This is a genomic window from Methylobacterium sp. WL1 (genome assembly GCF_008000895.1).
GTDB lineage: Bacteria > Pseudomonadota > Alphaproteobacteria > Rhizobiales > Beijerinckiaceae > Methylobacterium.
The window spans coordinates 4,923,278-4,944,840 of record NZ_CP042823.1; the positions used below are offsets into that span (position 1 = coordinate 4,923,278).

Annotated in this window: 23 protein-coding genes and 1 pseudogene; 7 read left to right on the forward strand and 17 right to left on the reverse strand. The window is 65.6% G+C overall.

The genetic code is table 11. The features are described from left to right. Positions 1–126: 126 nt before the first annotated feature. The gene (locus FVA80_RS24045) at positions 127–483 is read left to right on the forward strand and encodes a hypothetical protein (RefSeq protein ID WP_147907887.1); all 357 of its coding nucleotides are present in this window, start codon (positions 127–129) and stop codon (positions 481–483) included. A 305-nt stretch (positions 484–788) separates the two neighbouring features. On the opposite strand, the gene FVA80_RS24050 is transcribed toward FVA80_RS24045, so the two are convergent. Beyond that, positions 789–1,373: a thermonuclease family protein gene (locus FVA80_RS24050; RefSeq protein WP_147907886.1), complete on the reverse strand. Its 585-nt coding sequence runs from the start codon at positions 1,371–1,373 to the stop codon at positions 789–791. A gap of 170 nt (positions 1,374–1,543) precedes the next feature. Here FVA80_RS24050 and FVA80_RS24055 point away from each other — a divergent pair, with 170 nt between their 5' ends. From FVA80_RS24055 to FVA80_RS24065, 3 genes are read left to right on the forward strand one after another with little or no spacing between them, the layout of a single operon-like run. After that, positions 1,544–1,849, forward strand: a complete 306-nt coding sequence (locus FVA80_RS24055) for a PepSY domain-containing protein (RefSeq protein WP_147907885.1) — start codon at positions 1,544–1,546, stop codon at positions 1,847–1,849. A gap of 15 nt (positions 1,850–1,864) precedes the next feature. Beyond that, entirely contained in the window at positions 1,865–2,527 is a 663-nt protein-coding gene (locus FVA80_RS24060) for a response regulator transcription factor (RefSeq protein ID WP_147907884.1), read from the forward strand. Then, positions 2,524–3,891 (forward strand): ATP-binding protein, encoded by a 1,368-nt coding sequence (locus tag FVA80_RS24065; protein ID WP_147907883.1) that lies wholly within the window; start codon positions 2,524–2,526, stop codon positions 3,889–3,891. The genes FVA80_RS24060 and FVA80_RS24065 overlap by 4 nt, the downstream gene beginning before the upstream one ends. Positions 3,892–3,976: 85 nt before the next feature. On the opposite strand, the gene FVA80_RS30740 is transcribed toward FVA80_RS24065, so the two are convergent. After that, positions 3,977–4,114, reverse strand: a complete 138-nt coding sequence (locus FVA80_RS30740) for a hypothetical protein (RefSeq protein ID WP_187193491.1) — start codon at positions 4,112–4,114, stop codon at positions 3,977–3,979. 428 nt (positions 4,115–4,542) lie between these two features. On the opposite strand from FVA80_RS30740, the gene FVA80_RS24070 reads away from it, so the two are divergent. Continuing rightward, complete coding sequence (locus tag FVA80_RS24070) at positions 4,543–5,097, forward strand: MucR family transcriptional regulator (RefSeq protein WP_147907882.1); 555 nt, start codon at positions 4,543–4,545, stop codon at positions 5,095–5,097. A 749-nt stretch (positions 5,098–5,846) separates the two neighbouring features. On the opposite strand, the gene FVA80_RS24075 is transcribed toward FVA80_RS24070, so the two are convergent. From FVA80_RS24075 to FVA80_RS24100, 6 genes are all read right to left on the reverse strand, one after another. Beyond that, positions 5,847–6,104 (reverse strand): hypothetical protein, encoded by a 258-nt coding sequence (locus FVA80_RS24075; protein ID WP_147907881.1) that lies wholly within the window; start codon positions 6,102–6,104, stop codon positions 5,847–5,849. Positions 6,105–6,186: 82 nt separating this feature from the next. Then, positions 6,187–6,807, reverse strand: a complete 621-nt coding sequence (locus FVA80_RS24080; RefSeq protein WP_147907880.1) for a hypothetical protein — start codon at positions 6,805–6,807, stop codon at positions 6,187–6,189. Next, positions 6,797–7,714: a hypothetical protein gene (locus FVA80_RS24085; protein ID WP_147907879.1), complete on the reverse strand. Its 918-nt coding sequence runs from the start codon at positions 7,712–7,714 to the stop codon at positions 6,797–6,799. The genes FVA80_RS24080 and FVA80_RS24085 overlap by 11 nt, the downstream gene beginning before the upstream one ends. Beyond that, entirely contained in the window at positions 7,680–10,214 is a 2,535-nt protein-coding gene (locus tag FVA80_RS24090; RefSeq protein WP_147907878.1) for a hypothetical protein, read from the reverse strand. The genes FVA80_RS24085 and FVA80_RS24090 overlap by 35 nt, the downstream gene beginning before the upstream one ends. Before the next feature lie 183 nt (positions 10,215–10,397). Beyond that, a complete protein-coding gene (locus tag FVA80_RS24095; RefSeq protein ID WP_147907877.1) occupies positions 10,398–10,763 on the reverse strand; it encodes a hypothetical protein in 366 nt (121 codons plus the stop codon). Between the two features lie 134 nt (positions 10,764–10,897). Further along, positions 10,898–11,125 (reverse strand): hypothetical protein, encoded by a 228-nt coding sequence (locus tag FVA80_RS24100; RefSeq protein ID WP_147907876.1) that lies wholly within the window; start codon positions 11,123–11,125, stop codon positions 10,898–10,900. A 220-nt stretch (positions 11,126–11,345) separates the two neighbouring features. Here FVA80_RS24100 and FVA80_RS24105 point away from each other — a divergent pair, with 220 nt between their 5' ends. Then, a complete protein-coding gene (locus tag FVA80_RS24105; RefSeq protein ID WP_147907875.1) occupies positions 11,346–13,241 on the forward strand; it encodes a potassium transporter Kup in 1,896 nt (631 codons plus the stop codon). Positions 13,242–13,309: 68 nt separating this feature from the next. On the opposite strand, the gene FVA80_RS24110 is transcribed toward FVA80_RS24105, so the two are convergent. Continuing rightward, positions 13,310–13,540: a hypothetical protein gene (locus tag FVA80_RS24110; RefSeq protein WP_147907874.1), complete on the reverse strand. Its 231-nt coding sequence runs from the start codon at positions 13,538–13,540 to the stop codon at positions 13,310–13,312. A gap of 17 nt (positions 13,541–13,557) precedes the next feature. Further along, the gene (locus FVA80_RS24115; RefSeq protein WP_246692120.1) at positions 13,558–13,884 is read right to left on the reverse strand and encodes a hypothetical protein; all 327 of its coding nucleotides are present in this window, start codon (positions 13,882–13,884) and stop codon (positions 13,558–13,560) included. Between the two features lie 735 nt (positions 13,885–14,619). On the opposite strand from FVA80_RS24115, the gene FVA80_RS24120 reads away from it, so the two are divergent. Further along, positions 14,620–16,191 carry an ABC transporter substrate-binding protein gene (locus FVA80_RS24120; protein ID WP_147907873.1) on the forward strand — a complete coding sequence of 524 codons (1,572 nt, stop codon included), beginning with the start codon at positions 14,620–14,622 and terminating at the stop codon, positions 16,189–16,191. 176 nt (positions 16,192–16,367) lie between these two features. Here the strand turns inward: FVA80_RS24120 and FVA80_RS24125 are convergent, their stop codons facing one another. From FVA80_RS24125 to FVA80_RS24155, 7 genes and pseudogenes are all read right to left on the reverse strand, one after another. Continuing rightward, positions 16,368–17,057, reverse strand: a complete 690-nt coding sequence (locus FVA80_RS24125; RefSeq protein WP_147907872.1) for an SDR family NAD(P)-dependent oxidoreductase — start codon at positions 17,055–17,057, stop codon at positions 16,368–16,370. Further along, positions 17,054–18,121 (reverse strand): DHH family phosphoesterase, encoded by a 1,068-nt coding sequence (locus FVA80_RS24130; RefSeq protein ID WP_147907871.1) that lies wholly within the window; start codon positions 18,119–18,121, stop codon positions 17,054–17,056. Before FVA80_RS24130 ends, FVA80_RS24125 begins: the two co-directional genes overlap by 4 nt. Positions 18,122–18,146: 25 nt before the next feature. Further along, a complete protein-coding gene (locus tag FVA80_RS24135; protein ID WP_147907870.1) occupies positions 18,147–18,449 on the reverse strand; it encodes a hypothetical protein in 303 nt (100 codons plus the stop codon). Between the two features lie 72 nt (positions 18,450–18,521). Beyond that, complete coding sequence (locus tag FVA80_RS24140) at positions 18,522–18,797, reverse strand: hypothetical protein (RefSeq protein WP_147907869.1); 276 nt, start codon at positions 18,795–18,797, stop codon at positions 18,522–18,524. 505 nt (positions 18,798–19,302) lie between these two features. After that, positions 19,303–20,469: pseudogene (locus FVA80_RS24145) on the reverse strand (IS3 family transposase). Between the two features lie 50 nt (positions 20,470–20,519). Then, positions 20,520–21,122 (reverse strand): ribonuclease H-like domain-containing protein, encoded by a 603-nt coding sequence (locus FVA80_RS24150; RefSeq protein ID WP_147910752.1) that lies wholly within the window; start codon positions 21,120–21,122, stop codon positions 20,520–20,522. Positions 21,123–21,239: 117 nt separating this feature from the next. Beyond that, complete coding sequence (locus tag FVA80_RS24155; RefSeq protein WP_147910753.1) at positions 21,240–21,557, reverse strand: DUF6634 family protein; 318 nt, start codon at positions 21,555–21,557, stop codon at positions 21,240–21,242. Positions 21,558–21,563 lie beyond the last annotated feature (6 nt).

Below are 21,563 nucleotides of genomic sequence, written 5' to 3' on the forward strand. Positions count from 1 at the left end.
CCTCTCAGCCCCACCGCGGTCTGCTCATGGGGCGGGCCACGTTGAGGGCAATCCCGCATGCGACAGCGTCATCGAACCACCGTTCGCCGAAAAGCGTTCTTGCCTCGCAACGGGGAGGAGAACCGAATGAAGGTGATTTCAGCGACTGTCTTGGGTCTGGCGCTGCTGAGCGGCGTGGCTCCGGCCTTTGCACAACCCTATGGTGGGCGCGACTACGATCGCGGTGACTATGGCTCCCGCGACCGGGGCTACGGAGATCGCGGCTATGGCGATCGAGGCTACGGCGACCGTGATCGCCGCGATTACGATCGGGACAATGACCGAGGCTCGCGAGGCGGTCGTGGCGACTACGCTTTCAACGAGGCGGAGTATCTGCGCTGCAATCCGGATGTGCGCCGCGCGGTCATTGGGCGAGCAATCAAGTCCGGGCTGGAACACTACCGGAAGGTCGGAATGGCGGAAGGCCGGAAGCTGAGCTGCTGAGCGAGAGCCTTCAGCGTGCGGCCAAGAGTGACCGGCCATGAAAAAGCCCGCGCCGGCGAACCGGGCGGGCGAAGGTTGTGACCTCGAACTCGGGGGAGTCGGAAATCGCGCGGACCATACCCCAAATACCGTCATAGGAAAGCCCGCCACGATGCTGGATCGGGCGGGCTTTCAGCCTCGGACAAAGGTGTCACCGCGGTGCCCGAGGCTCTGATGGCGCCAGCTGTTGAGACGGGCGCCAGAGGCAATTGTAGTGCTGCAGCGCAACAGGAACACTCGTAGTGCACTACGTCAGGCGACGAGGGTTATGTGGCAGGGACGACATCGACCGGTCTGATCCGCCTCTCAGCTGGGTCCTGGAACACCCCGGACCACAGACCCAGATGCTGCCCCCACGCCCGCTCGGCGGCCTTCGTGTAGTCCAGCCCATGGGTCCGATCTGGCACGGCGTAGCCACGCCCGACCATCCAGGCGCCAAGATCCTCGTCACCGACCCGGCAAATCGCTTCGACCGTACCCCCGGCCGTACCGCTACGTGTTTCGCAGGCGATGACAGCGCCGCCGATATGGTCCTTGAGCGCTCGGGCCACCGTTCGACCGCATGCATAGGGCCGATCCTGCGTGTCCGAGCAGGTTTGGTCGGCATCCGGCGCCACGATGCCGTAGAGGCTGATGCGGCTGACGCCGACCACAACGGTCTCGCCGTCGAGCACCCTGGCTGGGCCGCGTAGAGTCTCGCCTGCTTGGGCGGGGGTATGCCATGCGAGCCCGCCCGCGAGTAACGCCGCCAGCAAAGGCAGCCGCGAGCGGCGGCCGGTCTCATCGGGGCACAGGATGGTACCGGCGAGGCCGGCGGCGCAGGCGAGGAGGGCACCGAGGATCAGCGACATGGGTTGTCTCCGGAAGAGGTCTGGTCCCCTTCTGCTTGAGAGCCGCCTCGCAACCCTGACGGCCCTTGTCAGCCTGTCGTCAGGCAACCGGAGCTATGCCTGTGCGGTCACGGGATGATTTCGGGCGACCGGACCCCACCTCTCCCCGTCATGGCCGAGCCCGAGCCCGTATGATCCAGCTCCCGTCCCGACGCGCCGCGCTCATGCTGTTCGCTTGCGTGGCTTGGCCGGCGCACGCCTCCGAGGATGCCGATCGCGCCCGTCGCGCCCTGGAGAAGGGCGAGATCCGCCCGCTCGACGAGATCCTGCGCGCCGCCCGCGAGGCGGTGCCGGGAGACGTGGTGGCGGTCGATCTCAAGCGCGACGATGGGCAGTGGCTGTACAAGCTGCGCATCCTCGGCACCGACGGAAAGCGCCGCTCCGTAAAGGTCGATGCTGGCTCGCTCAAGATCCTGGACGAAGACGACGATGATTGAGCGCGGGAGCAGGCCGTGCGCGTCCTAGTGGTCGAGGACGAACCGCGCATCGCCGCGGACGTGAAGCACGGGCTCGAGCATGCCGGCTACGTGGTCGACGTGGTCGCGGACGGCGAGGCGGCGTGGTTCCGCGCCGAGACCGAGCCCTACGATGCGATGGTGCTCGATCTTGGCCTGCCGCGCCTCGACGGGCTCGGCGTGCTGCGGCGGCTGCGGGCGGCCGAGGTGGCGCTGCCCGTGCTGATCCTCACGGCCCGGGATGGCTGGCGCGAACGGGTCGAGGGCATCGACGCCGGCGCCGACGACTATCTGGTCAAGCCGTTCCGCATGGAGGAGCTGAACGCACGCCTACGGGCGATCCTCCGGCGCACGGCTGGCCACGCCTCGCCAGTGCTCCGGGCCGGAGACGTAGAACTCGACACCCGCACCCGAGCGGTGAGCGTCGCGGGCCGACCGACCGAACTGACGGCCCTCGAATACCGGCTCCTAGCCTTCCTGCTGCACCGGCAGGGACAGGTCGTCCCGGCAGGCGAGCTCCTGGACCACCTCCACGGCGTCGGCACCGAGCGCGAGGCCAACGCACTAGAAGCGCTTCTGACCCGCCTGCGTCGCAAGCTCGGGTCCGGGGTAATCGAGACCCGCCGCGGCCAGGGCTACCGCATCCCGGACGCATCGTGAGGCGCGACTCCCTGCAACTGCGGCTGGGGCTTGCGGCGGCGGCGCTGATCGGGCTCGCCCTACTGCTCGCCGGCGTCGGCCTAACGGTGATCCTCGACCGGGTGCTCGACGTCCGCACCGCCGACGAGCTCGACCGGACCGCCAAGCTCATCGCCGGCCGAGTCAACCTCGCCGCGGATGGGAGTCCGACCGTCTCCCGGGAGCCGCCGGACCCGCGCTTCGCCACGCCCTATGGCGGACTGTACTGGCAGGTTGAGGTTGGGAGCCAAGTCCTGCGCTCGCGCTCGCTCTGGGACAAGCGCCTGGAACTGGGACCCACTACCGGCGACGCCCCAGCGACCGTGGAGGCCACCGGGCCGGATGGCGGCCGGCTGATCGCCATCGTCCGTCCCCTGGAGATCGGCCCGCGCGGTGCCGAGACCGGCTTGCGGGTGGTCGTGGCGGAGGACCGTCGCGACCTGGCGGCGAGCCGGGCCACATTCCTGCGCCTGCTGGTCCCTGGGCTGGCGGCCCTATTTGGGGTGCTCACCCTCGCCCTGTGGCTGTTCGTGCACCGGGCGCTGGCGCCGTTCCGCGTGCTGCAGCAGGATCTCGGCGCGGTCCATGCCGGGACCCGGACGCGGTTGCCGGATCATTTTCCCGACGAGGTTCTGCCGCTGGTAGCCGACCTCAACCGGCTGCTCGACGCTCAGGAGCGCGCCCTGATCCGAGCCCGGGCCGCGGCCGCCGACATGGCCCACGGCCTGAAGACGCCACTCGCCGTGCTGGACGCCTTGGCGCGCCGGACCGGCCCGACCAATGCCGGCTTGTCGGAGGAGATCGCCGAGCAGGCCCGGGCAATGGCTGGCCAGGTCGAGCGCGCGCTCGCCCGAGCGCGGATCGCTGCAGCCGGCGACCTGCGGCGCCGGACTTGCCGGGTCGCCCCGGTGGCCGAGCGCCTGATTGCGACCATGCGCCGGCTGCCGGAGGGTGATTCGCTCGCTTGGGACATCGCCGTGCCAGAGGGGCTAGCCTATCCGGGCGAAGAGGGCGAGCTGATGGAGGTGCTGGGCAACCTGCTCGACAATGCTCGTAAATGGGCGCACCGCCGCGTCCGAGTGGCTGGGGCAGTAGATGGTGGGGGCCTGCAGCTCACGATCGAGGACGACGGCCCTGGCATGAGCGAAGCCGCGATCTCCGGCATCGGTCGCGGCCAACGCTGGGACGAAAGCCGCCCGGGTACGGGCTTTGGTATCGCCATTGCCCGAGATATCTCCGAAGCCGCGGGCGTGAGGATGCGCTTCAATCAATCAAAGATGGGTGGTTTGCTAATCGAGCTGAGATGGCGTGGCTCGAGCGACGGTCTCAGACCCAGTCACATCTGAATGCCGCGCGCGTTCGTCGCTGCCGAACTAACATCACCTTGGCTACCCTCCCCCGGAGAAGGGGGAGGGCCCGAAGGCCCTCCGATCAGATCGCCCGGGCCTTGTACCGGACGATCCCGCAGGAGTTGAGAAGGTCGACCCGCTTGTGAGCCTCGTTCTTGCTGATCTTGGTGAGGACGATCTTGTTGAGCTTGGTGTGGATGATCTGGAAGGTCTTGGTCATCTGCTTGGTTCCTCGCTGACGATGACTATGTAATACTTGCGAATGCTTATGACGTCAACAAGCTTTGGCGATAAAAACGCAGATCAGGCGGAGTCCCTGCGCGTGCCGACGAAGATCATCTTCATGTCAATTCTAATTTCGTCGGGGAAACTGACCGGCGCGAAGCAGAGGCAGCGGCGCTGGCAAACGAATTGACGTAGCCATCGGCGGTAGCACCTGCCGTGCAACCGTAAATCGCCAAGGTTGAAAGAAACGCAGCATCCGACGCAGCAGAGCGAACGAACCTAGGAATGGAAAACATATCTCCGGGAAGCCAATTGAGAAAATGCCTGCACAAATCTGGCCTTCAATCAGATACCGCGCTTCGATCGCTTGACTTTTGGGGCGATTCGGATCGTCCGTGTTGCTGAGCAAGAAAGGATCACAACATGTCTGAGAACACAGCGACTTCGCAAAATAACCATATCGAACTGAGCGCCGATATTGTGGCGGCATACGTGTCGAACAACAGCGTTCCGGTCGTCGAACTGCCGGCCCTGCTTTCTGGGGTCTACTCCGCTTTGTCCGGGCTCGGCCAGGGTGGCGCGCCGGAGGCGTCTGCGGTCGAGAAGCCCACCCCTGCACAGATCCGCAAGTCCGTAAGAGACGACGCGCTGGTGAGCTTCATCGACGGCAAGCCGTATAAGACGCTGAAGCGTCACCTCAGCGGCAACGGCATGACGATCGAGCAATACCGCGAGCGCTTCGGCCTGCCGAGGGATTATCCCTCGACGGCCGCGAGCTACTCGGCGCAGCGCTCGGCGCTCGCCAAGAGCCTCGGGCTGGGTCAGCAGCGGCGGACGGCGGCGGCGAAGACCGCCCAGACCGACGAGACCATCACCGAAACGCCAAAGAAGGCCGGCCGATCGAAGAAGGCTGCGGAGCCGGCAGCGAAGCCCACCAAGGGCCGCAAGAAAGCTTCAGCGGCCGTCGCGGCCGAGTGAGGGTGCTCGGCGCCGACAGCCTATCGATCCAGGCTGTAGGCGGATCTCAAACGTGGGCGGCGAGCGAATGCTGCCCACGCTCCAACCCAAGCTGGACTCAACGAGCTATCCGATCCGCCGCCTCTTCCATGAGCGACCGTATCGCTTCGTTAAGCGTCGTATGGTCAGCCTGGCCGCTACAGCCGACTTGGATCGGCATGACAGTTTCGGACCCATATGCGCAGAGATTCACGGCGCTCGTTCACCGTCGAGATCAAGTCTACCGATCGTCGGCATGCGACCATCATCCCTCGGCGCTCGGCCCCGCCCGCAGTTGCCTCGCCGTGGTTCAGCACGGTCGTCTCTCCCGAACCGCCAGCATCGGTCCCGGAGCAGCGTCGCGTCCTGCCCAGCCTCATCGTACCCGACGCGGCCGAGATCGAAGTCGAGCTGATGCCGGTTGCTGATGAGATCCGAATGAAGCGTCCCCGCGGCCGGCCTCGCAAGACCGCCCCCGCCCCGTGCGCGTCATTCGAAGATCTGGCTGACGCTGCGCCTGCTTCCCCGCCCTCGGTAGCCGCTGTGCCGCTGCCAGTGGAAAATTACGCTGTGGCGGCTCTCGCGCCAGCGCTTCGCTCCCTCAAGATTAAGCCAGAGCCGAACCTCGCACCTGGCGAGCGGTGGAAACGGCGTCTCGGGCGCTGGGCTCGCTAGTTACCCGCTGGTGATTACGACCTCGCGCCGAGCTACGCCGCGGCAATGCCGAGCCTTCAGCGCTCCACCGGAGCTTGCGCTTCCGGTCGCCAGCTCATCCCATAGTCGGGGCGGGCCTCGGCACGAGAGATCGCCGGCCTCTGGGCATCGAGCCGGGTAAGCCCGCCGATCAATGCCAGCATCCCGAGCCCAGCAGCGACCGCGACCAGGATCACGGTGGTCTGGCCCGCGTATTGACCCGCCCGGGTGATCGCGAAGCCGCCCAGCGTGAACACCGCGGCGATGCTCGCCGCTGTAGCGAGGGCATGAAGCATCGGACACCTCCTACGCAGCCCCGGCCGCCGTGTCGGGCAGCGACCAGGGCTAACACGCGCCGTCGTCGGCCGGCGCGCCTCGTTAGACGTCCGCTGCGGGCGGCTCGCCTGTTCCGTGTATCCGTCCGACGCCGCGGCTCGGATGATCCGCAGCCCGCCGAACCCGGTCCGCCCAGGGCATGCTTGCAGAGCGACGCCCTTGTGGCAGCGCTCCGAAGTCTTCCGGACGAAGCCGGCGGTGTTGCGCTGGCGGAGTCGCCAGGACGTGCACCGGCAGGGCGGCGCGCAGGGTGTCCATCCCGTCAGCGACGGCTCTGCCGTAGGCGGCCAGCGCGATGAGCGCCTTCGCTGCGGGCTCGTGCTCGGCCAGCGCGGCGAGGAATTCGTTACGCGCGCTCCGGCACGCGGCCTGGTAGGCGAGCCGGCACATGAGGCGCTCGTCGTCATCGAGGCGCTGCGCCTTCGGAGCGGTGGCGTTGTGCCAGTCCGCGTCCGCGCACGTGACCGCGATGGCCCGGTCGATCTCTCCGCCCGTCAGCCCCCAGGCACCTGCGTGCAGCCTCGGCACGAAGCTCTCGATGACGGCTTCGATCTGCCCCCGCACGAAGGCCTGCAGTTCGGGTCGATCAGCCAGAAGGCGGTTGAAGGTGGCGTGCTCGACAGCGTCGGCGAACACGAGCAAGACCGTGCGCTCAGCGGGCATGGGCGCGCACCTTCTTGGCCTGCGCTTGGGCTGCGCGGCGCTGCTGCCGGGACATGCCGGCCGACGGGGCATGCGCAGCTTCCAAAGCCGCTAGCTTTCCGTGATCGACCTCGAACGTCTCGACATCGATCACGCCGGCCTTCACCGCGGCGATGAACTTCTCGTAGGACCAGGGGATCCCGCATGGGACAGCCCCGGGCCACCGGGCCTCGTCGAACGGGGCCGGCTGGATGGGTTCACCGGCAACGTCCGGCCATTCGTGGATGGCGCCGAGGCGCGCGCCGTCGCGGTCCACCACCGTCAGCCACAGCTCGCCGCCGATCACGTGCATACCAGCGAACTCGGTCCAGGCAGCGGCGCCCTTCCGGCGCTGCTCTTCCGCGAGGGGAATACCGTGCGTGATCGCCTCGAAGGTCTCGGGCGTCCAGTCGACATCCGGTTCGGCACCCTGCCGGTGCAGCCGGCTTAGCGCCATCAGGTCGAAGTCATCGTGCCACGCGCCTTCGATCTCGACCCAGGTATAGGGCGGGGACTCGTCCCCCGGGGCGCCGGGAGAGCGTAGGACAAAGGCGCGGGCGCGGTCCTCTCGCTCCGACCAGCCGGCGACGTGGATCTCGATCAACGTCTGCCCCGACAGGAGCCCATCCGCGAGCGCAGCCTTGTGGTTACGTTCGAACTCGCTGGGGCTGCGTGTCATGAACTCGTCGAAGCTGCCGTAGCGCTCGGCCAATTCCAACCCGGCACAGATGCCCCAGGCGTTGCCGCGGAAAGTGAGCGCGCCAGTCCAGGACGAGATGCCAAAGGTCTTCTGCTCGAAGCCGAGGATCCGGCCCGTCCCATCGTACAGCGATGTGTCGGTAAGGACGACGACCCTACGCGAGGTCGCGAAGACGTTGACGAGCGACATGCCGCCGATCCTTCTTGCTGGAGGGAATGCTGCCGATCGCGCCGGCGCCTGCGCCAGCGACCGCCAGTATCGGGTTGCCGCTGGCCAGACCCGCCAGGAGACCGCCGCCAGCCCCCATAAGCGGCGACTGCGACGAGTAGCCGATCGAGGCACCGGCACCGACTGCGGCAAAGCCCTGGCCGAGCTGCGAAGACATGATGCCCCCGCCCGCCTTCTGCGGCTTGAGCGCCTCGCTGAGTGCCTTGCCGATCCCGGATTCAGCCCCGAGCCCGAGGGCCGAGGTGATCTTGTCGCCGTCAAAAAGGCCACCGAGGCTGATCTTGCCGCCCAGCAGGCCGCCAAGATCACCGCTTTTCTCACCGGCAGTCCCGAACAGGCCCGAGAGCCCGCCCTGGCCGGTCAGGAGCGCCTTGAGGCTGCTGCTGCCGAAGGTCTTAGCCAGGCTGGCGAAGGCGTCGCCGATCTTCTGGCCACCAAGGATCACGTCATCTGCAAAGCTGGCGAAGTCGTCAGCCATCTCGCGCTGAGCATCTCGGGTCAGCTCCATGCCCCGTTTGGCGTGCGCGAGTGCATCCGTGCTGGCTGCGAGCGTCGTACCGAGCTTGTCCCATTCGGCCCGCATATCAGCAGTGACTTCGGTCCCGGATTTCTGCGCCGCCCGCTCCAGGTCGTGTGCAAGCTTCAGATTGATCACGGCGTCGCTGTTCAGGCCAACGCTGCGCGTCTCCAAGTCGAGCTCTTCGATGCGGTCTTTCGTCCGCTGGATTAGGCTGTCGTAGGAGGAGATGGCCTCTTGAGCCGCCTGTTGGGCCTGCTTGGCTCCCTTCGCCGCCTGCTGCGCGCGCCCGTCGACGACGGTGCTGACGTAGCCCAAATCGCGGCCGGTGATCTTCTGAGGCGCAGGGCCAGCGGCCTCGGGCGGCCCTGCGACTTCCTCCTTCACCTGCTCTGCCTGCTTGGAGATGATGCCGAGCTGAGCCAGCACACCGGAAATCTGGCCAGCAACCGCACTGAAGGCGCCGCCGACCGCCGACGTTATGGTCGCACCGAACGCCACCACGCCATCAATCGCGCTGTTGATCGCCTGCACAATCGACAAAACAGTCTGCAGGATCCTGAGCCAAATACCGTCAAGGAGCGTAGCTGCCGCGCTGAAATCCAAGTTGACCGCCCAGGCGTCGGCAATTGCTTGCTTGGTGTCGGAGATGTTCTTGTTGAGCTGTAGCGCCCGATCGACCTGTTCCTGCTTCAACACCTCCTTCTCGGCAGCGGCCTGCAACGCGGCGGAAAGCTGCTCCGCGCTAGTGCCGGTGATGCGCATCCGCTCGACGGTCTCGGGGCCGAGCACCTTCTCGCCGACCTGGATGCTGGCGAGATGTAGGCCGAGGGCGTCGAGCTCCTTCATCGCGGCGAGGCCGGCCTTCAGGCGTTCCTCCAGGGTCGTGGCGGTATCAGCAAGCGCGGTGGACTGCAGGCCGTTGGGACCGGCCGCCCCTGTGGCGGTGATGCTGTTGAGCATCTTGGACAGGTTGTTGTTGTCCTGTCCCCAGCTGTCTTTCAGGAAACCTGAAGCTTTGGACAGAGCCTGATCCATTTGCTCGGTGGTCGCGCCGATCACCTTTCCGAGCGACTCGAAGCTCTTTAGGAAAGGCGCTCCGACGTCGAGGCTCTGCGCCTTCTGACCAAGGTCAATGAGCTTCTGCAGGTCGTCATAGGCCTTCCCGATGACCGCCGAGGCAACCTGGAAAACGGCGAAAGCAGCGGCGATCGGCAGGAGCGCGTTCGGAATGAGCCTCAGCGCGCCGACCAGGAGGCCAACGACGCTCGTGGCGCCCTCCACCTTCGTGGCATAAGCGGCCAGGCCGCCGGCTACGACAGTCGCCGCCTCGCCTGCTACGGCGAGCCCACGGGCTGCCAGCGTGCCGCCAGCCGCCACCGCGCCGCCCATCGCGGTGCTGCCCTCCGCGAATGCCGCTGTGGCCGCCGACGCGGTGCCGAGATAACCGGCCGCCGACGTAGCGAGGCCTCCAAGCGCCCGCGCCGCCGCAACGCTGGCGGCCAGCACCAGGATCGGATGTGCCGCGGCCGCCTTTCCGACCTCAGCATAGACGGAGCTCTGTTTGCCGAGGGCGGCTGAATTATCGTTGGCAGCCTTCTGCACGGCCGCCGCCGAGGATGCCGCCCGCTCCTGCGCGGCCGTAAGGCCACCGGCTGATGCAGTGGCGGCGTCCTGCGCCATCTGCACCTGCGAAAGGGCGCGGGCCTCCATGTCCAGCTGCCGCTGCGCCTTTGCTGCCGCCGCCTCCCGCATGGCCGTGGCCCGAGCAGCCCGGTCGCTGGCAGCACTGCCCTTGTCGTTGCTCGCCGCGGACCGGTCCTGCGAAGTGGTCAGCTTGTCGAGCGACGTGCCGAGGGCATCGACCTTCGCTTTCGTCTGATCCACGCCCTCCGTCGTATAGCGGAAGACATATTCGTCGACGTGCTGTTCGACCGCGGCCATCAGCAGCCTCCGACCAGAATCATCGAATCGCGATTGAAGGCGCGGGCCAGGGCTATTTCACCGCGGAATTTTTTTCCGATCGCGTCTCGGGAAATGGCTTCCCATGCGGTTGCCGCTCCCTCGATTGGATTCCTTAATCGAGGCCCCCTATCCCTTCCGGCATTCGGGCGATCGGCGATGGCTTCATGCGGCATGAGCGCGGCCTCCAATGTCCGAGGCGGCAATTGGCATACTGATGCGCTGAACCAATGCGTCGAGATCGGCTCGGGCATCGGGATGGCGACGGGCGATGGCTTCGAGACCGGTCGCCACTTCGCGCCATCGGGTATCGTCCAGATTGGACACCGCGGCGGAGAGCGTCATTCGGTATTCGGAGGCAAGGCTATTCCAATGCCGATGGATGGCCATGATTCCGACGTTGAATCGAATGGCCACCCCGCGAAGGCTGATACCGGCAGCACAGGCGGCTTCGATCGCTTCACGCTGCGGGTGCGTGGCGATGGTGCTCTTGCGACCGGGCTTCTGTATGATTGCGGTCTCGGGCGACATGCGGGCGGGCTCCACCGGTTGATCCGGATCGAGGGGCCCGCGGCCAACCCTGTCTCGGGTGGCCCTATGGCATGTCGCAGCGTCGGCTTAGGCCGATGGCGACACGAGAACGTATCGTGAAACCGTGTCTCGGATCAAGCGGCGTCTTTCGAGCTCGGAGGCCAGGAGTCCAATAGGTCTGAACCGGCACGCAGTTCGACGCGGTGGGCGTGCGCATCGTCCCGCGTCTTGCAGAGGTCGATCGCCGAAGCGAAGCGGGTACGCGCGGCGATGTCGGTCTCCACATCCTCCGCAAGGACCTGCTGGCCGTCACGGTAGGTGAACACGCAGAACGGCGGGTTCTTCATGTCGCTGACTTCCATGATCGATCTCGCGCTGCCTTTGAACATCGGCAACGCCGCTCACGAGGATCCAGGTCAGCCCAGGCTGAGAGGACGCGGCCGCACGGGTCGCAGACCTGTCGTGCTGTCTCCGGATCTGCTCGTTCCTGATCGCGTATTGAGCTGTCCCACTGCATAGTGCTCGCGCCGGCGATCGAGACCGAGATGGCATCGCAGCAGCTGGCACCTGACAGGAAGCTCGATGACCTCATCCGCTGGCGCTGTCTCGACACCAGCTGCCGCTGAGCATCCCGTCCGACCCGCATTGCTCCTGGGTGCACTCGGTGTGGTCTTCGGAGACATCGGCACGAGCCCGATCTACGCCTTCCGGGAGTCGCTCAAGGCTGCTGGCGAGACCGCCACCGAGGCGACCGTGTTCGGCGTACTCTCGATGGTGTTCTGGGCAGTCATCCTGATCGTTGCCCTCAAGTACGTCGTCTTCGTCATGCGGGCTGACAACCAGGGCGAGGGCGGCACCATGGCGCTCCTGTCGCTGGCGCTGCCGGTCGCCGGAAACCTGCGGCCCGTCCTCGCCGTCATCGGGCTGGCTGGCGCATCGCTGTTCTTCGGTGACGCGATGATCACCCCGGCGATCTCGGTCCTCAGCGCAATCGAGGGTCTCCAGCTCGTGACCCCGGTCGTCACCCCTTATGTCGTGCCCATCGCCGCTGTCGTCCTGATCGGGCTATTCGCGATTCAGAGCCGAGGCAGCGGCAGCGTCGGATTCCTGTTCGGCCCAGTGATGGCTGCCTGGTTTCTGACGCTGGCCCTGTTCGGGCTGTACCACCTGCTGCAGCAGCCACGTGTTCTGCTCGCCTTCGATCCCCGATACGCGCTGGCCTACGTCGGTCACGCGGGGGCGGGGGTCACCTTCGCGGTTCTTGGATCGGTCTTCCTAGCGCTCACCGGCGGTGAGGCGCTCTACGCCGACATGGGCCATTTCGGCCGCGGCGCCATTCGAATCAACTGGTTCGCCTTCGTGCTGCCCGCCCTCCTGCTCAACTACCTCGGACAGGGCGCACTCGTGCTCACCGATCCCGCCGCGGCAGCCAATCCGTTCTTCCTGCTGTTTCCGAGTTGGTCGCTGGCTCCCTTCGTCGGGCTCACGACATTGGCCACTGTAATCGCCAGTCAGGCGGTGCTGTCGGGTGCCTTCGCCCTCGTGCAGCAGGCCATCCAACTCGGCGCAATCCCTCGCCTTGAAATCCGGCAGACGTCGGAGGAGTCGATTGGGCAGGTGTACGTGCCTCAGCTGAATTGGCTGCTCGCTGCGGTGGTGCTCGGCCTGGTGTTCGGCTTCCGCTCGTCGGATGCGCTCGCCAACGCCTACGGCATTGCGGTTGCAGGCGACATGATGGTGACCACGCTCCTCGTCACCACCGTCGCCTACGGTCTATGGCGCTGGCCGCCCTACCTGGTCTTCCCGGTCGCCGGTCTGTTCCTAGTGCTCGACCTGACCTTCGTTGGAGCCAACATCCATAAGATCCCGGCAGGGGGCTGGTTTCCGCTCCTGGTCGGGAGCATTGCGCTGACGCTGATGCTCACATGGAGAAAGGGCCGGGCTGTCGCCTTCGACCGTCGGGATAAGGACTCCGCCACGATGACGGACTTCATCGCCGGCCTCGATCGGCCGGACGCGCCGATCCGAATGCGTGGCACCGCCATCTATCTCACGAAGCAGACCGAGATCGTCCCTGCGGCGCTTGCGCTGAACGTTCGACACAATGGGGTGGTGCACGAGCGCGTGGTGATGCTGAAGGTGACGACGGAACGGGCTCCCCGCGTCCCTGAGACAGAGCGCGTCAAGATCGAGCCGCTGCCGGCCGGTTTCAGCTTGGTCTGGCTGACCTTTGGGTTCGCCGAGAAACCCGATGTTATGGCGGCGCTGCGGCTGCATCGGAATGAGGTCGGGGTCGATCCGGACACCGCCTCGTTCTTCATCGGGCGGGAGAAACCAGTCCCGTCGCTGCGCCCAGAGCTGAGCTCATGGGAAGAGCCGCTCTACGCCTTCATGGCCCGCAATGCTGTGCGGTCGCCGGACTACTACCGGATTCCGCCGCCTCGGGTCGTCGAACTCGGGACCCAGGTTGAGATGTAGGCGCTCATGATACCGGGCCCGCCTCTCCCGGGTGGCGACCAGATCTGAACCTAAATGCGACGGTGGGCTTATTGATCGATCGAGCCTGCCAATCGCTGAACTTCCTGCAGTGCCTCGATCACATCAGCGAGGCGAGCCAACGGTATCCTGATACCCTTTGGCGTCTCGCGCATTGGCCCGTGGCCGATGGTGGTGGCCATGCGCAGATCGCAACCAAGGGTGCCGCCCTTCTCTCGCAGGCTCACCCTGATGCTCTCGCGAGCGCTCTTCGGGATCTCGCCGACAATCCGGTCCGGCATGGATGGGGCTCCTCCGGTTACGGCCGTGTCACCGCGGCATAGCTGGTCAGGACGTTCCGCCGGTCCTTGGCGGCCAGGGCGTCGATCTCGCTGAGCACATCGGACAGGCGGCCCATCGTGCGGTGCTGCTCGGCGGCCCGGATGGAGCCCTGAAGATTGAGACCGCGGGGGCCCAGCAACAGGTGGGCGATGGCTCGTAGGATGCGCAGACGAGCCACGCGCTCCCCTGGTTCGAGGTCGGGCGCGAACGGCCCCCAGCCATCGGCCGACCGGATCACCGGACGCTCCATCCCGCTCTCTGGGAAATGATTCGACGGCGGATGGACGGCGACCGTCGTCATCATACGGCTCCTCCATGCTGGGCCTGTGCTAGGGCGGCATTGGCGAGGAAGGCGCACGAGACCGGGTCGGCCAGCGCGTGAGCCAAGGCACGCCTCTGGACATCGGTGAGGCCGCCCGGTGCGACCTCCATGTCATCCCGATTGAGCAAGACGCCGTACCGGTGAGCGAGGGCTTGCACTTTCCTCAGCGATCGCTCGGCGCGAGACAGAGCAGCTTTTCGGCCTGCGCTTAAGTCCGGCCCATAGGCGAGCGCGGCATCTCGTCTGGCTCCGTAGCGGACTGCGAGACTGCGCAAGAACGGCCCACGGTCGCCAGGTGGCATCCGTTCGATGTCGACGGCCTGTCTTGGCGTCATGCTGCCACCTGCCTATTCGCTAGCGCCGCAGCTGCAGCATCAATGTCGACGAAGGACCCGATGGGGATGCCCTCGAAATCGTAGGCGTACACACAGCGTGTCCCTCCGCGGACCACACTGCCGATCAACACCCCGTCGCTGAACAGTTGGAGACGCATCTCGCATCGCTCCTATCGATATACATCGTATATCATATTGACATGGTCGATAGATAGCACACGGGATCGGTGGAGCGGGTTCCGCCAATTGATGCGGTGTCGGCTGTTGAAGCTTACGACTCTGGCCGAGTCGGGCATCCTCACGCAGAAGAGCTTTATCGCCTCCAGCCTCTCGCTTTGGTCCGATGGTTGCAAAGCTTGCGCATCCCACGCGGAGGCTGACGATGAAGCGACGCACGTTCCTCGCCGCGGGCGCCTCCACCTTGGCAGCGCCGATCGTCGGTCGAGCCCAAGGTTCGCGGGTGCTCCGCATGGTGCCCCAAGCGAACGTGACGTCGATCGACCCGATCTGGACGACTGCGATCGTGACGCGCAACCACGCCTACGTCGTCTACGATACGCTCTTCGGCCTCGATGCCGACCTGCAGCCCCAGCCCCAGATGGCGGCCGGCTACCGGGTCGAGCAGGATGGGCGGAAAGTGACGATCGCCCTCCGCGAGGGGCTGCGCTTTCATGACGGGACCCCCGTCCTCGCGCGCGATTGCGTCGCCAGCATCAGGCGCTGGGCCGCGCGGAACGGCTTCGGCCAGACCTTGATGGCCGCAACAGACGAGCTCAGCCACGACGGCGATACAACCATCGTGTTTCGGCTCAAGGCGCCGTTTCCGCTGTTGCCGAATGCTCTAGCGAGCGTCAGCCAACCCGCCTTCATTATGCCGGAGCGGATCGCGCAGACTGATCCGTTCAAGCAGATCACGGATGCCACCGGCTCCGGGCCGTTCCGCTGGAAGGCGGACGAGTTCAACTCGGGCAGTCTGATGGTCTACGAGCGGCACAGCGGATACGTGCCCGCCCCCGGTGCCCCGAGCCTGACCGCCGGCGGTAAAATCGCACACTTCGACCGGGTCGAGTGGCAGATCATCGCTGACGGTGCCACCGCGGCGGCCGCGCTGCAGAACGGCGAGATCGACTGGTACGAGCAACCGCCGCCCGAGCTTCAGCAACTGCTCGCACGCAATCGGAACATCGTGGTCGAAGGCCTCGACCGCTTCACCAACCCAGCCATTCTGCGCATGAACCACCTGCAGCCCCCGTTCGACAATGTCGAGGTGCGCCGAGCGGTGCTGCCGGCCATCATGCAGAGCGACTTCATGGCAGCTGTGGCCGGTGATGATCCCGCCAACTATGACGACCGGTGTGGGATCTTCACGCCGGGAACGCCGATGGCGACGGATGCCGGCATGGAGGTGCTCACGGGGCCGCGTAGCGTCGAGAAGGCGCGGGCGGCGCTGAAAGCCGCGGGCTATAGCGGCGCGAAGGTTCGGCTAATCGGTCCGACAGACATCCTGGCGCCCTCGGCGATCACCCAGGTGGCGGCCGATCTGCTGCCCCGTATCGGCTTCAATGTGGATCTGGCCCTGAGCGACTGGGGTACGGTCATCCAACGCCGCGTCTCACGCGAGCCCGTTGATAAGGGGGGCTGGTCCGTGCTGCTGACCACGTTCTCGTCTTTCGACAATGCTGATCCGGCCGCGCTTCAACCGCTCAGGGCCAACGGCGTTGGTGCTTGGTTCGGCTGGCCGTCGATTCCGAAACTGGAGGAACTTCGAACCGCTTGGTTTGCTGCTCCCGATGTAGATGCTCGGAAGGCAGTCTGTGCGGAAATGCAACGCGTTGCACTGGACGAGGTGGTCTATGTGCCAGTTGGTTCCTACCGATCGATGACCTCCTACAGACGCAATCTCACCGGCCGCGTTTTGGGGTTTCCAATATTGTGGAACCTTCGCAAAGACTAGGGTGTGCCCTCAGCGACTTTTGAGATGCCGCGGAGGATCCGGCCGCTACCGTCAGGCGACGGATGAGCACGGCAGCGGCAGCGTCCAAGTCCGTGAAGGTTTCTGCATCGCTCCTATCGATAGACGCCGTATATCACATCGACGATATCGATAGATAGGTTCCGCATGTGTAGACGTCACCAGGGCACAGTTTGCCCTGCGTAATCGAGGAACGTGCAGCCTCGCTGCCCAAGCTGGGCTTCCAGTACCTCCACCATTCCCTGCGCGCTGGTTTCGACATCCAGCGTCGCTCGCCGTCCGCCGAGATCAGTTTTCACCCAGCCAGGGTGCATCAACACCACGCCCCAATCTGCTCCTGAGTGCTGGCCCATGAACGAGCGCGCGAGGGTGTTAAGCGCCGCCTTGCTCGCTCGATAGCTGCTCCAGCCGCCACCACGGTTCAGGGAGACCGAGCCGAGCTTCGACGTCATCAGCACAATGAGCCCGCCAAGCCTGACACGCCGGTGAAACGTCTCGGCAAAGCGGATCGGGCTCAGGGCGTTCGTCTGGAAGATTGCCGTCGCGATCTCGCGGGGCAACAAAGCGGCTGGGGTGCCGGCTTGGGTAGCCACACCGGCGACCACGAACACGAGGTCGAAATCAGGCACCTCGGCGAGCGCTGTGCGAAGCCGTAGCACCGCTGCATCGTCGTCGATGTCGACGTCTTCCTCGATCCGCAGAGGACCGGTAGCGCTGAGCTCAGCGAGCGCCTCGGATGGACGCCGCACCGTCGCTGTGACGTCCCATCCGCATTCGAGGAACCGTCTGACGAGCCCGAGACCAAGCCCACGCGACGCCCCGACGATCAACGCGCGGCGCTGGCTCATGAGACCAAGGCCTCAGGGCCGAAGCCCAGGCCTGACGCAAATCGATTCCAGGTCTCCACCCGGACTTGGCCGCCGGTGGCGCGGCGATGCCCCTGAGCGAACTGATCATCAGCACCGAGCTCAGGTGCACGCTCTTGCAGGAATGAGATCAGGTCCGGGACGGTGGCGCTGCGCGTGGCGAAATGGACGTAACCAGATCGGAAGCCTGCGTTTGCGCCGATCACCACCTGCCGGCGCAGGCGGTGGGTCCAGGACTGTGCGACGAGCGGATGGATCTGGCAGGGCGAGTCGGCTCGGATCAACGCCACCGGCCCGGCGAAAAGCGGTGGTACCGCACGGGCAGCATCAAGCGCGGCCTTCACCTCGGCTCGGGCGGCATGCAGAGCCTCAGCGTCCGGATCTGCGGCGGACAAAATGTCGGCGGGCCCGGCAGCCCGCAGGAGCAACCGCAAGGCGGGACCGGCATCGCCGGAGGCTGAGCGTCGGGGTGCGTTGACGAAGCTCACCACCTCTCGCAGGGCCTTGGCCGTGTGCGCCTTCTTGATAGGCGCCATCACATCGGGGAAATCGGCACTCGCTCCCCGTTCCCCGAGATCGCCGACGAGCCCAATCCCGGCCAGCCAAGCCAAATCGTCCGCCTCCCCAAGTGAGGACGCGCAGGAATAGGCCAACAGGCTTGAGGTCGGGATCGGCGCATCCGCATGACCGCTGATCACCGCGGCCTCAGCTTCGCCGGGCATTGAGCGGGGCACGTGGTGATCCACCAGGATCGTGGGCACGCTGGGCAGGATGGCGCCGGCCTGCACGCCGAGATCGGTCACCACGATGCCACCAGGGGCGAGCGGTGCGAGCTCATCGTGGATCGCCGTCGACCAAGCAGACTCTCCACGACCGATCACTCGGACATGGGTGGGGCCGCGGCCAGCCCTTTCAAAAGCTCTCACCAGGATGGCGCCCGCGGACAAGCCATCGGCATCGTCATGGCAGAGGATCGCCGGAGCTCCCGATCCGAAACTCGAGACGGCCTTGGCGAAGGTTGCCCCGTGGGCGGCAAGATCGGCCATGGCCGTCATCTCCTGGATAGCTGCCTCAGGCTTCTTCCGCCTTGCGCCGCCCGCGGCCGTGCTGCTCCTTCGTCATCGCCGCATCCTCAGCCGCCGCCAGCTTCTCGGCCTTGCCGGCGGTGGCGGACGAAGTGCCGGCCTCCGGGGAGTTGTCGGTAGCCGCGGTGGAAGCCGCCTGCTTCGGATGCCCTTTGCTATTGGTCGGCGATTCAGCCTTGCCGCCCTCGGTCACCTCGGAATGACCGGCCCCGGCCTCTGCACTTCCGGCCGCCTGCACTTCTTCGGCCTTATGCGCCTTGGCCGACTGGTTGTGGCTGTTCTCGGACATGCGGTTTTCCTCAGGGTGGCACCGGGCAACCGCGTCAGGAGGGCAGAGTTGCCGAATCGCTTGACGCAGGCGTCAGCCTCCAGGCGAACGAGTGATCGGACGGCGGATGTCGTCGGAAGCTGAATCCAGCTCGGCCGCCTCAATGGCCGATCGGATCGCCGCCATCATCGCATCGGCGCCAGCCACCGTGAGTTCAATCCGATCAGTAGCCTTCGATGACTCACCGGCGCCTGCCCGGAGGCGGAGGCGGACCTGAGGCCTGCCATTCACCATCATGGTGCTGACGATTGCGCGGTGATCACGCTCACCTGCAATTCCTACCTTTCGGGTGATGCGAACGCCGCTCATCTGTCCGACCTCCATGATGCGATATGGCGGCCGCCCAAACCGAACCGGCATGGGCGATTTGATTCAGGATCCACGAACAGCGCAGATTGCTCGGCCGAGACGGCATTCAGCGCGCTCCAGATGGGCGATCTCCGCGTCCCTATCGGCACGGGCCTCCGCATGACCGGCAGCGCGGCGGTCCCAGCGAGTGAGCACCTCCAGCCACCAGGGCCATAGGCGACGCCGAGCCCACAGCATGGGCAGCGCGACGGTGAGCAGGATTGAGAGTCGCCACATCATCGGCGTCCCTTCATCGGCCAAAGACCAATCAGATGAGCATCCCGCTGCGTTGGTCGCGCTGATGGATAAGATATCGGCCGCTCGAACATGCCGGTCGGCGGAATGGCGGCGCCAATCAGAACCGTTCGACGTCTTTTCGGCGCATCATCTCCGGATTGTGCAGGCTCTGTGGTACAGGCTGATTCAGTCATCTGGCCTGCCCCCATTCGGTGGCCCAGGTTCGAAGTTAGTGCATCGTCGGTCGCGTGACGATGGCGGGGTGAGCGAGCGGCCCTGAGCCGCTCGGTTCGGTTGGCCAGATGACGACCTCGGGCGCAGGTGGCTGGTAGCCGAGTGAGGAGTGTGGCCGGATGCTGTTGTAGTGCCTCCGCCATTGCTCGATCACGACGCTGGCCTCTTTGAGGGTGTAGAACACCTCGCCGTTGAGAAGTTCATCCCGCAGCTTCGCGTTGAAGCTCTCGCAATAGCCGTTCTCCCACGGACTGCCCGGCTCGATGTAGGCGGTCGCTGATCCAACCGCCGCGATCCAGTCCTGAACGGCCTTGGCGATGAACTCCGGCCCGTTGTCCGAGCGGATATGCCCTGGCACCCCGCGCAGGCTGAACAGGTCCGAGAGTACATCGATCACGTCCAATGCCTTCAGCTTACGAGATACGCGGATGGCCAGGCACTCGCGTGTGAACTCGTCGATGACGTTCAGCATCCGGTACTTGCGTCCATTGTGCGTGCGGTGCTCGACGAAGTCGTAGGACCAGACGTGGTCGGGACGCTCGGGCCGTAAGCGAAGGCAGGAGCCGTCGTTGAGCCAGAGGCGCGACCGCTTCGGCTGGCGAGCGGGAACCTTGAGGCCCTCGCGGCGCCAGATCCGTTCGACCCGCTTCACGTTCACCGTCCAGCCATCGCGCCGGAGCATCGCGGTGATCCGACGGTAGCCGTAGCGCCCATACTGCAGAGCCAGGGCGACGATAGCAGCCGTCAAAGCAGCCTCGTCCTCGACCATCACGGCGACTTTGCGCTGCGTCGAACGATGCTGACAGGACACGGCAAGCGAAGCGTTCGGACACACCGTGCTCGGCAACGACGTAGTCGACACAAGCCCGGCGGCGAGCCGGGCTCAGAAGTTTCCCGAAGCTGCCTCCTTCAAAATGAGCTTCTCCAGCGTCAGGTCCGAGATCGCCCGACGCAGACGCAGGTTCTCCGTCTCCAAGGACTTCAGCCGCTTGACCTGATCACCCTTCAGACCGCCGTACTCGGAACGCCAACGGTAATACGTAACCTCGGTCACCTCGATCGACCGGATTGCTTCAGCAACCTTGCGACCCTGCGAGACCAGGACATCGACCTGCCGCAGCTTAGCGACGATCTCTTCAGCCGTATGCTTCTTCCGTCCCATAAAAACATCCTCCAAATGGCCCAAAGCCATACATCAGGGAGGACCACTTTTCAGGGGGCAGGCCAGTAGGCGGCGACCTCCGCCAGGCGTCCGGCCGCGACGAAGTCGGCGACGCGGCCACCGTCGATGCTCTCCGGCTTGCCCGGCAGGTTGAGGGCGCGACACAGGACGTCGAGACCTACCTTAGCGCGGGCGTCGAAATTGCCGAGAAGATCGCAAAGATCGAGAGCAGATTCGTCGTAGCGGCGGTAATATGGGCGGCAGGTCAGGCCCGGTGCGGCGACGCCGTTGATCATCGCGCGGTAGCGCAACGTCGGCAGGTCAAAGCCGTGGCCGTTGAAGGACACGAGCTGCGGCCGCAGCTGATCGAGCTTGGCCGCGAAGTCGGCGATGAGCCTGCCCTCTGATCGTTCGCCGACATGCGGAGCGCCCAGTGCCCGCACCCGGTAGGCGCCATCCTCGCGAGTGGCGATCAGCGCGCCGATGCAAACGATGGAATGATAGATCAGCTTCGGGAAGCCGGTGCCGAGCTTGTCGCGAGCCGCGTCCGCGTCCCCGCGATCGAGGCCGTGCACCCGCGCGACAGCGGCGAGATCGGGCGCCGTTTCCAAATCGAACACCACGACGGTTGTAGACATGAACATCTCCTTCATTGGCCATGGATCGCGATGCTATGAGATGCGCGCCGGACGGAATTGGATGATCGTGATGGCTCGCCGGCGACCGTGCAGCACGGGAGCGGCAGAACGGTCGGGCTGGCGAGGAAAGGCTCAGTCTGCCGGATGCCCGAGCCGGTAAGTCCGGGTCAGCGTCCGGGCCCAGCCGGCGGTCTGATCGAGCAACAGCAATCGCGAGGTCACCGCATACCGTTCACCGGCAAGCTTCGGGTGATCGCTCACCCGCCCGATCAGCGCCGGCTCGATCGCTGGGACCATCGTGCGCCGCCACTGGGTGAGCAGTGGCGCGGCAGCGAGCGCATGTCGGTCGGGGGCCTCGCCGGCGGTGAGGCGTTCGAAGTCGACCAGCGCGTTCTCGATGCACACGGCATCCTCCAGCGTCAGGTAAAGTTCGAGGTCAGTTCTCGGCATTGCAGG

Bases quoted from the DNA above. Each gene is read 5' to 3' on its own strand.
- FVA80_RS24125 (WP_147907872.1), bottom strand. From the start codon at position 17,057: ATGAGCCAGCGCCGCGCGTTGATCGTCGGGGCGTCGCGTGGGCTTGGT.
- FVA80_RS24095 (WP_147907877.1), bottom strand. From the start codon at position 10,763: ATGTCGCCCGAGACCGCAATCATACAGAAGCCCGGTCGCAAGAGCACC.
- FVA80_RS24100 (WP_147907876.1), bottom strand. From the start codon at position 11,125: ATGGAAGTCAGCGACATGAAGAACCCGCCGTTCTGCGTGTTCACCTAC.
- FVA80_RS24080 (WP_147907880.1), bottom strand. From the start codon at position 6,807: ATGCCCGCTGAGCGCACGGTCTTGCTCGTGTTCGCCGACGCTGTCGAG.
- FVA80_RS24135 (WP_147907870.1), bottom strand. From the start codon at position 18,449: ATGTCCGAGAACAGCCACAACCAGTCGGCCAAGGCGCATAAGGCCGAA.
- FVA80_RS24140 (WP_147907869.1), bottom strand. From the start codon at position 18,797: ATGAGCGGCGTTCGCATCACCCGAAAGGTAGGAATTGCAGGTGAGCGT.
- FVA80_RS24130 (WP_147907871.1), bottom strand. From the start codon at position 18,121: ATGGCCGATCTTGCCGCCCACGGGGCAACCTTCGCCAAGGCCGTCTCG.
- FVA80_RS24085 (WP_147907879.1), bottom strand. From the start codon at position 7,714: ATGTCGCTCGTCAACGTCTTCGCGACCTCGCGTAGGGTCGTCGTCCTT.
- FVA80_RS24090 (WP_147907878.1), bottom strand. From the start codon at position 10,214: ATGGCCGCGGTCGAACAGCACGTCGACGAATATGTCTTCCGCTATACG.
- FVA80_RS24105 (WP_147907875.1), top strand. From the start codon at position 11,346: ATGACCTCATCCGCTGGCGCTGTCTCGACACCAGCTGCCGCTGAGCAT.
- FVA80_RS24150 (WP_147910752.1), bottom strand. From the start codon at position 21,122: ATGAAGGAGATGTTCATGTCTACAACCGTCGTGGTGTTCGATTTGGAA.
- FVA80_RS24055 (WP_147907885.1), top strand. From the start codon at position 1,544: ATGATCCAGCTCCCGTCCCGACGCGCCGCGCTCATGCTGTTCGCTTGC.
- FVA80_RS24070 (WP_147907882.1), top strand. From the start codon at position 4,543: ATGTCTGAGAACACAGCGACTTCGCAAAATAACCATATCGAACTGAGC.
- FVA80_RS24110 (WP_147907874.1), bottom strand. From the start codon at position 13,540: ATGCCGGACCGGATTGTCGGCGAGATCCCGAAGAGCGCTCGCGAGAGC.
- FVA80_RS24045 (WP_147907887.1), top strand. From the start codon at position 127: ATGAAGGTGATTTCAGCGACTGTCTTGGGTCTGGCGCTGCTGAGCGGC.
- FVA80_RS24075 (WP_147907881.1), bottom strand. From the start codon at position 6,104: ATGCTTCATGCCCTCGCTACAGCGGCGAGCATCGCCGCGGTGTTCACG.
- FVA80_RS24155 (WP_147910753.1), bottom strand. From the start codon at position 21,557: ATGCCGAGAACTGACCTCGAACTTTACCTGACGCTGGAGGATGCCGTG.
- FVA80_RS24120 (WP_147907873.1), top strand. From the start codon at position 14,620: ATGAAGCGACGCACGTTCCTCGCCGCGGGCGCCTCCACCTTGGCAGCG.
- FVA80_RS24050 (WP_147907886.1), bottom strand. From the start codon at position 1,373: ATGTCGCTGATCCTCGGTGCCCTCCTCGCCTGCGCCGCCGGCCTCGCC.
- FVA80_RS24115 (WP_246692120.1), bottom strand. From the start codon at position 13,884: ATGATGACGACGGTCGCCGTCCATCCGCCGTCGAATCATTTCCCAGAG.
- FVA80_RS30740 (WP_187193491.1), bottom strand. From the start codon at position 4,114: ATGACCAAGACCTTCCAGATCATCCACACCAAGCTCAACAAGATCGTC.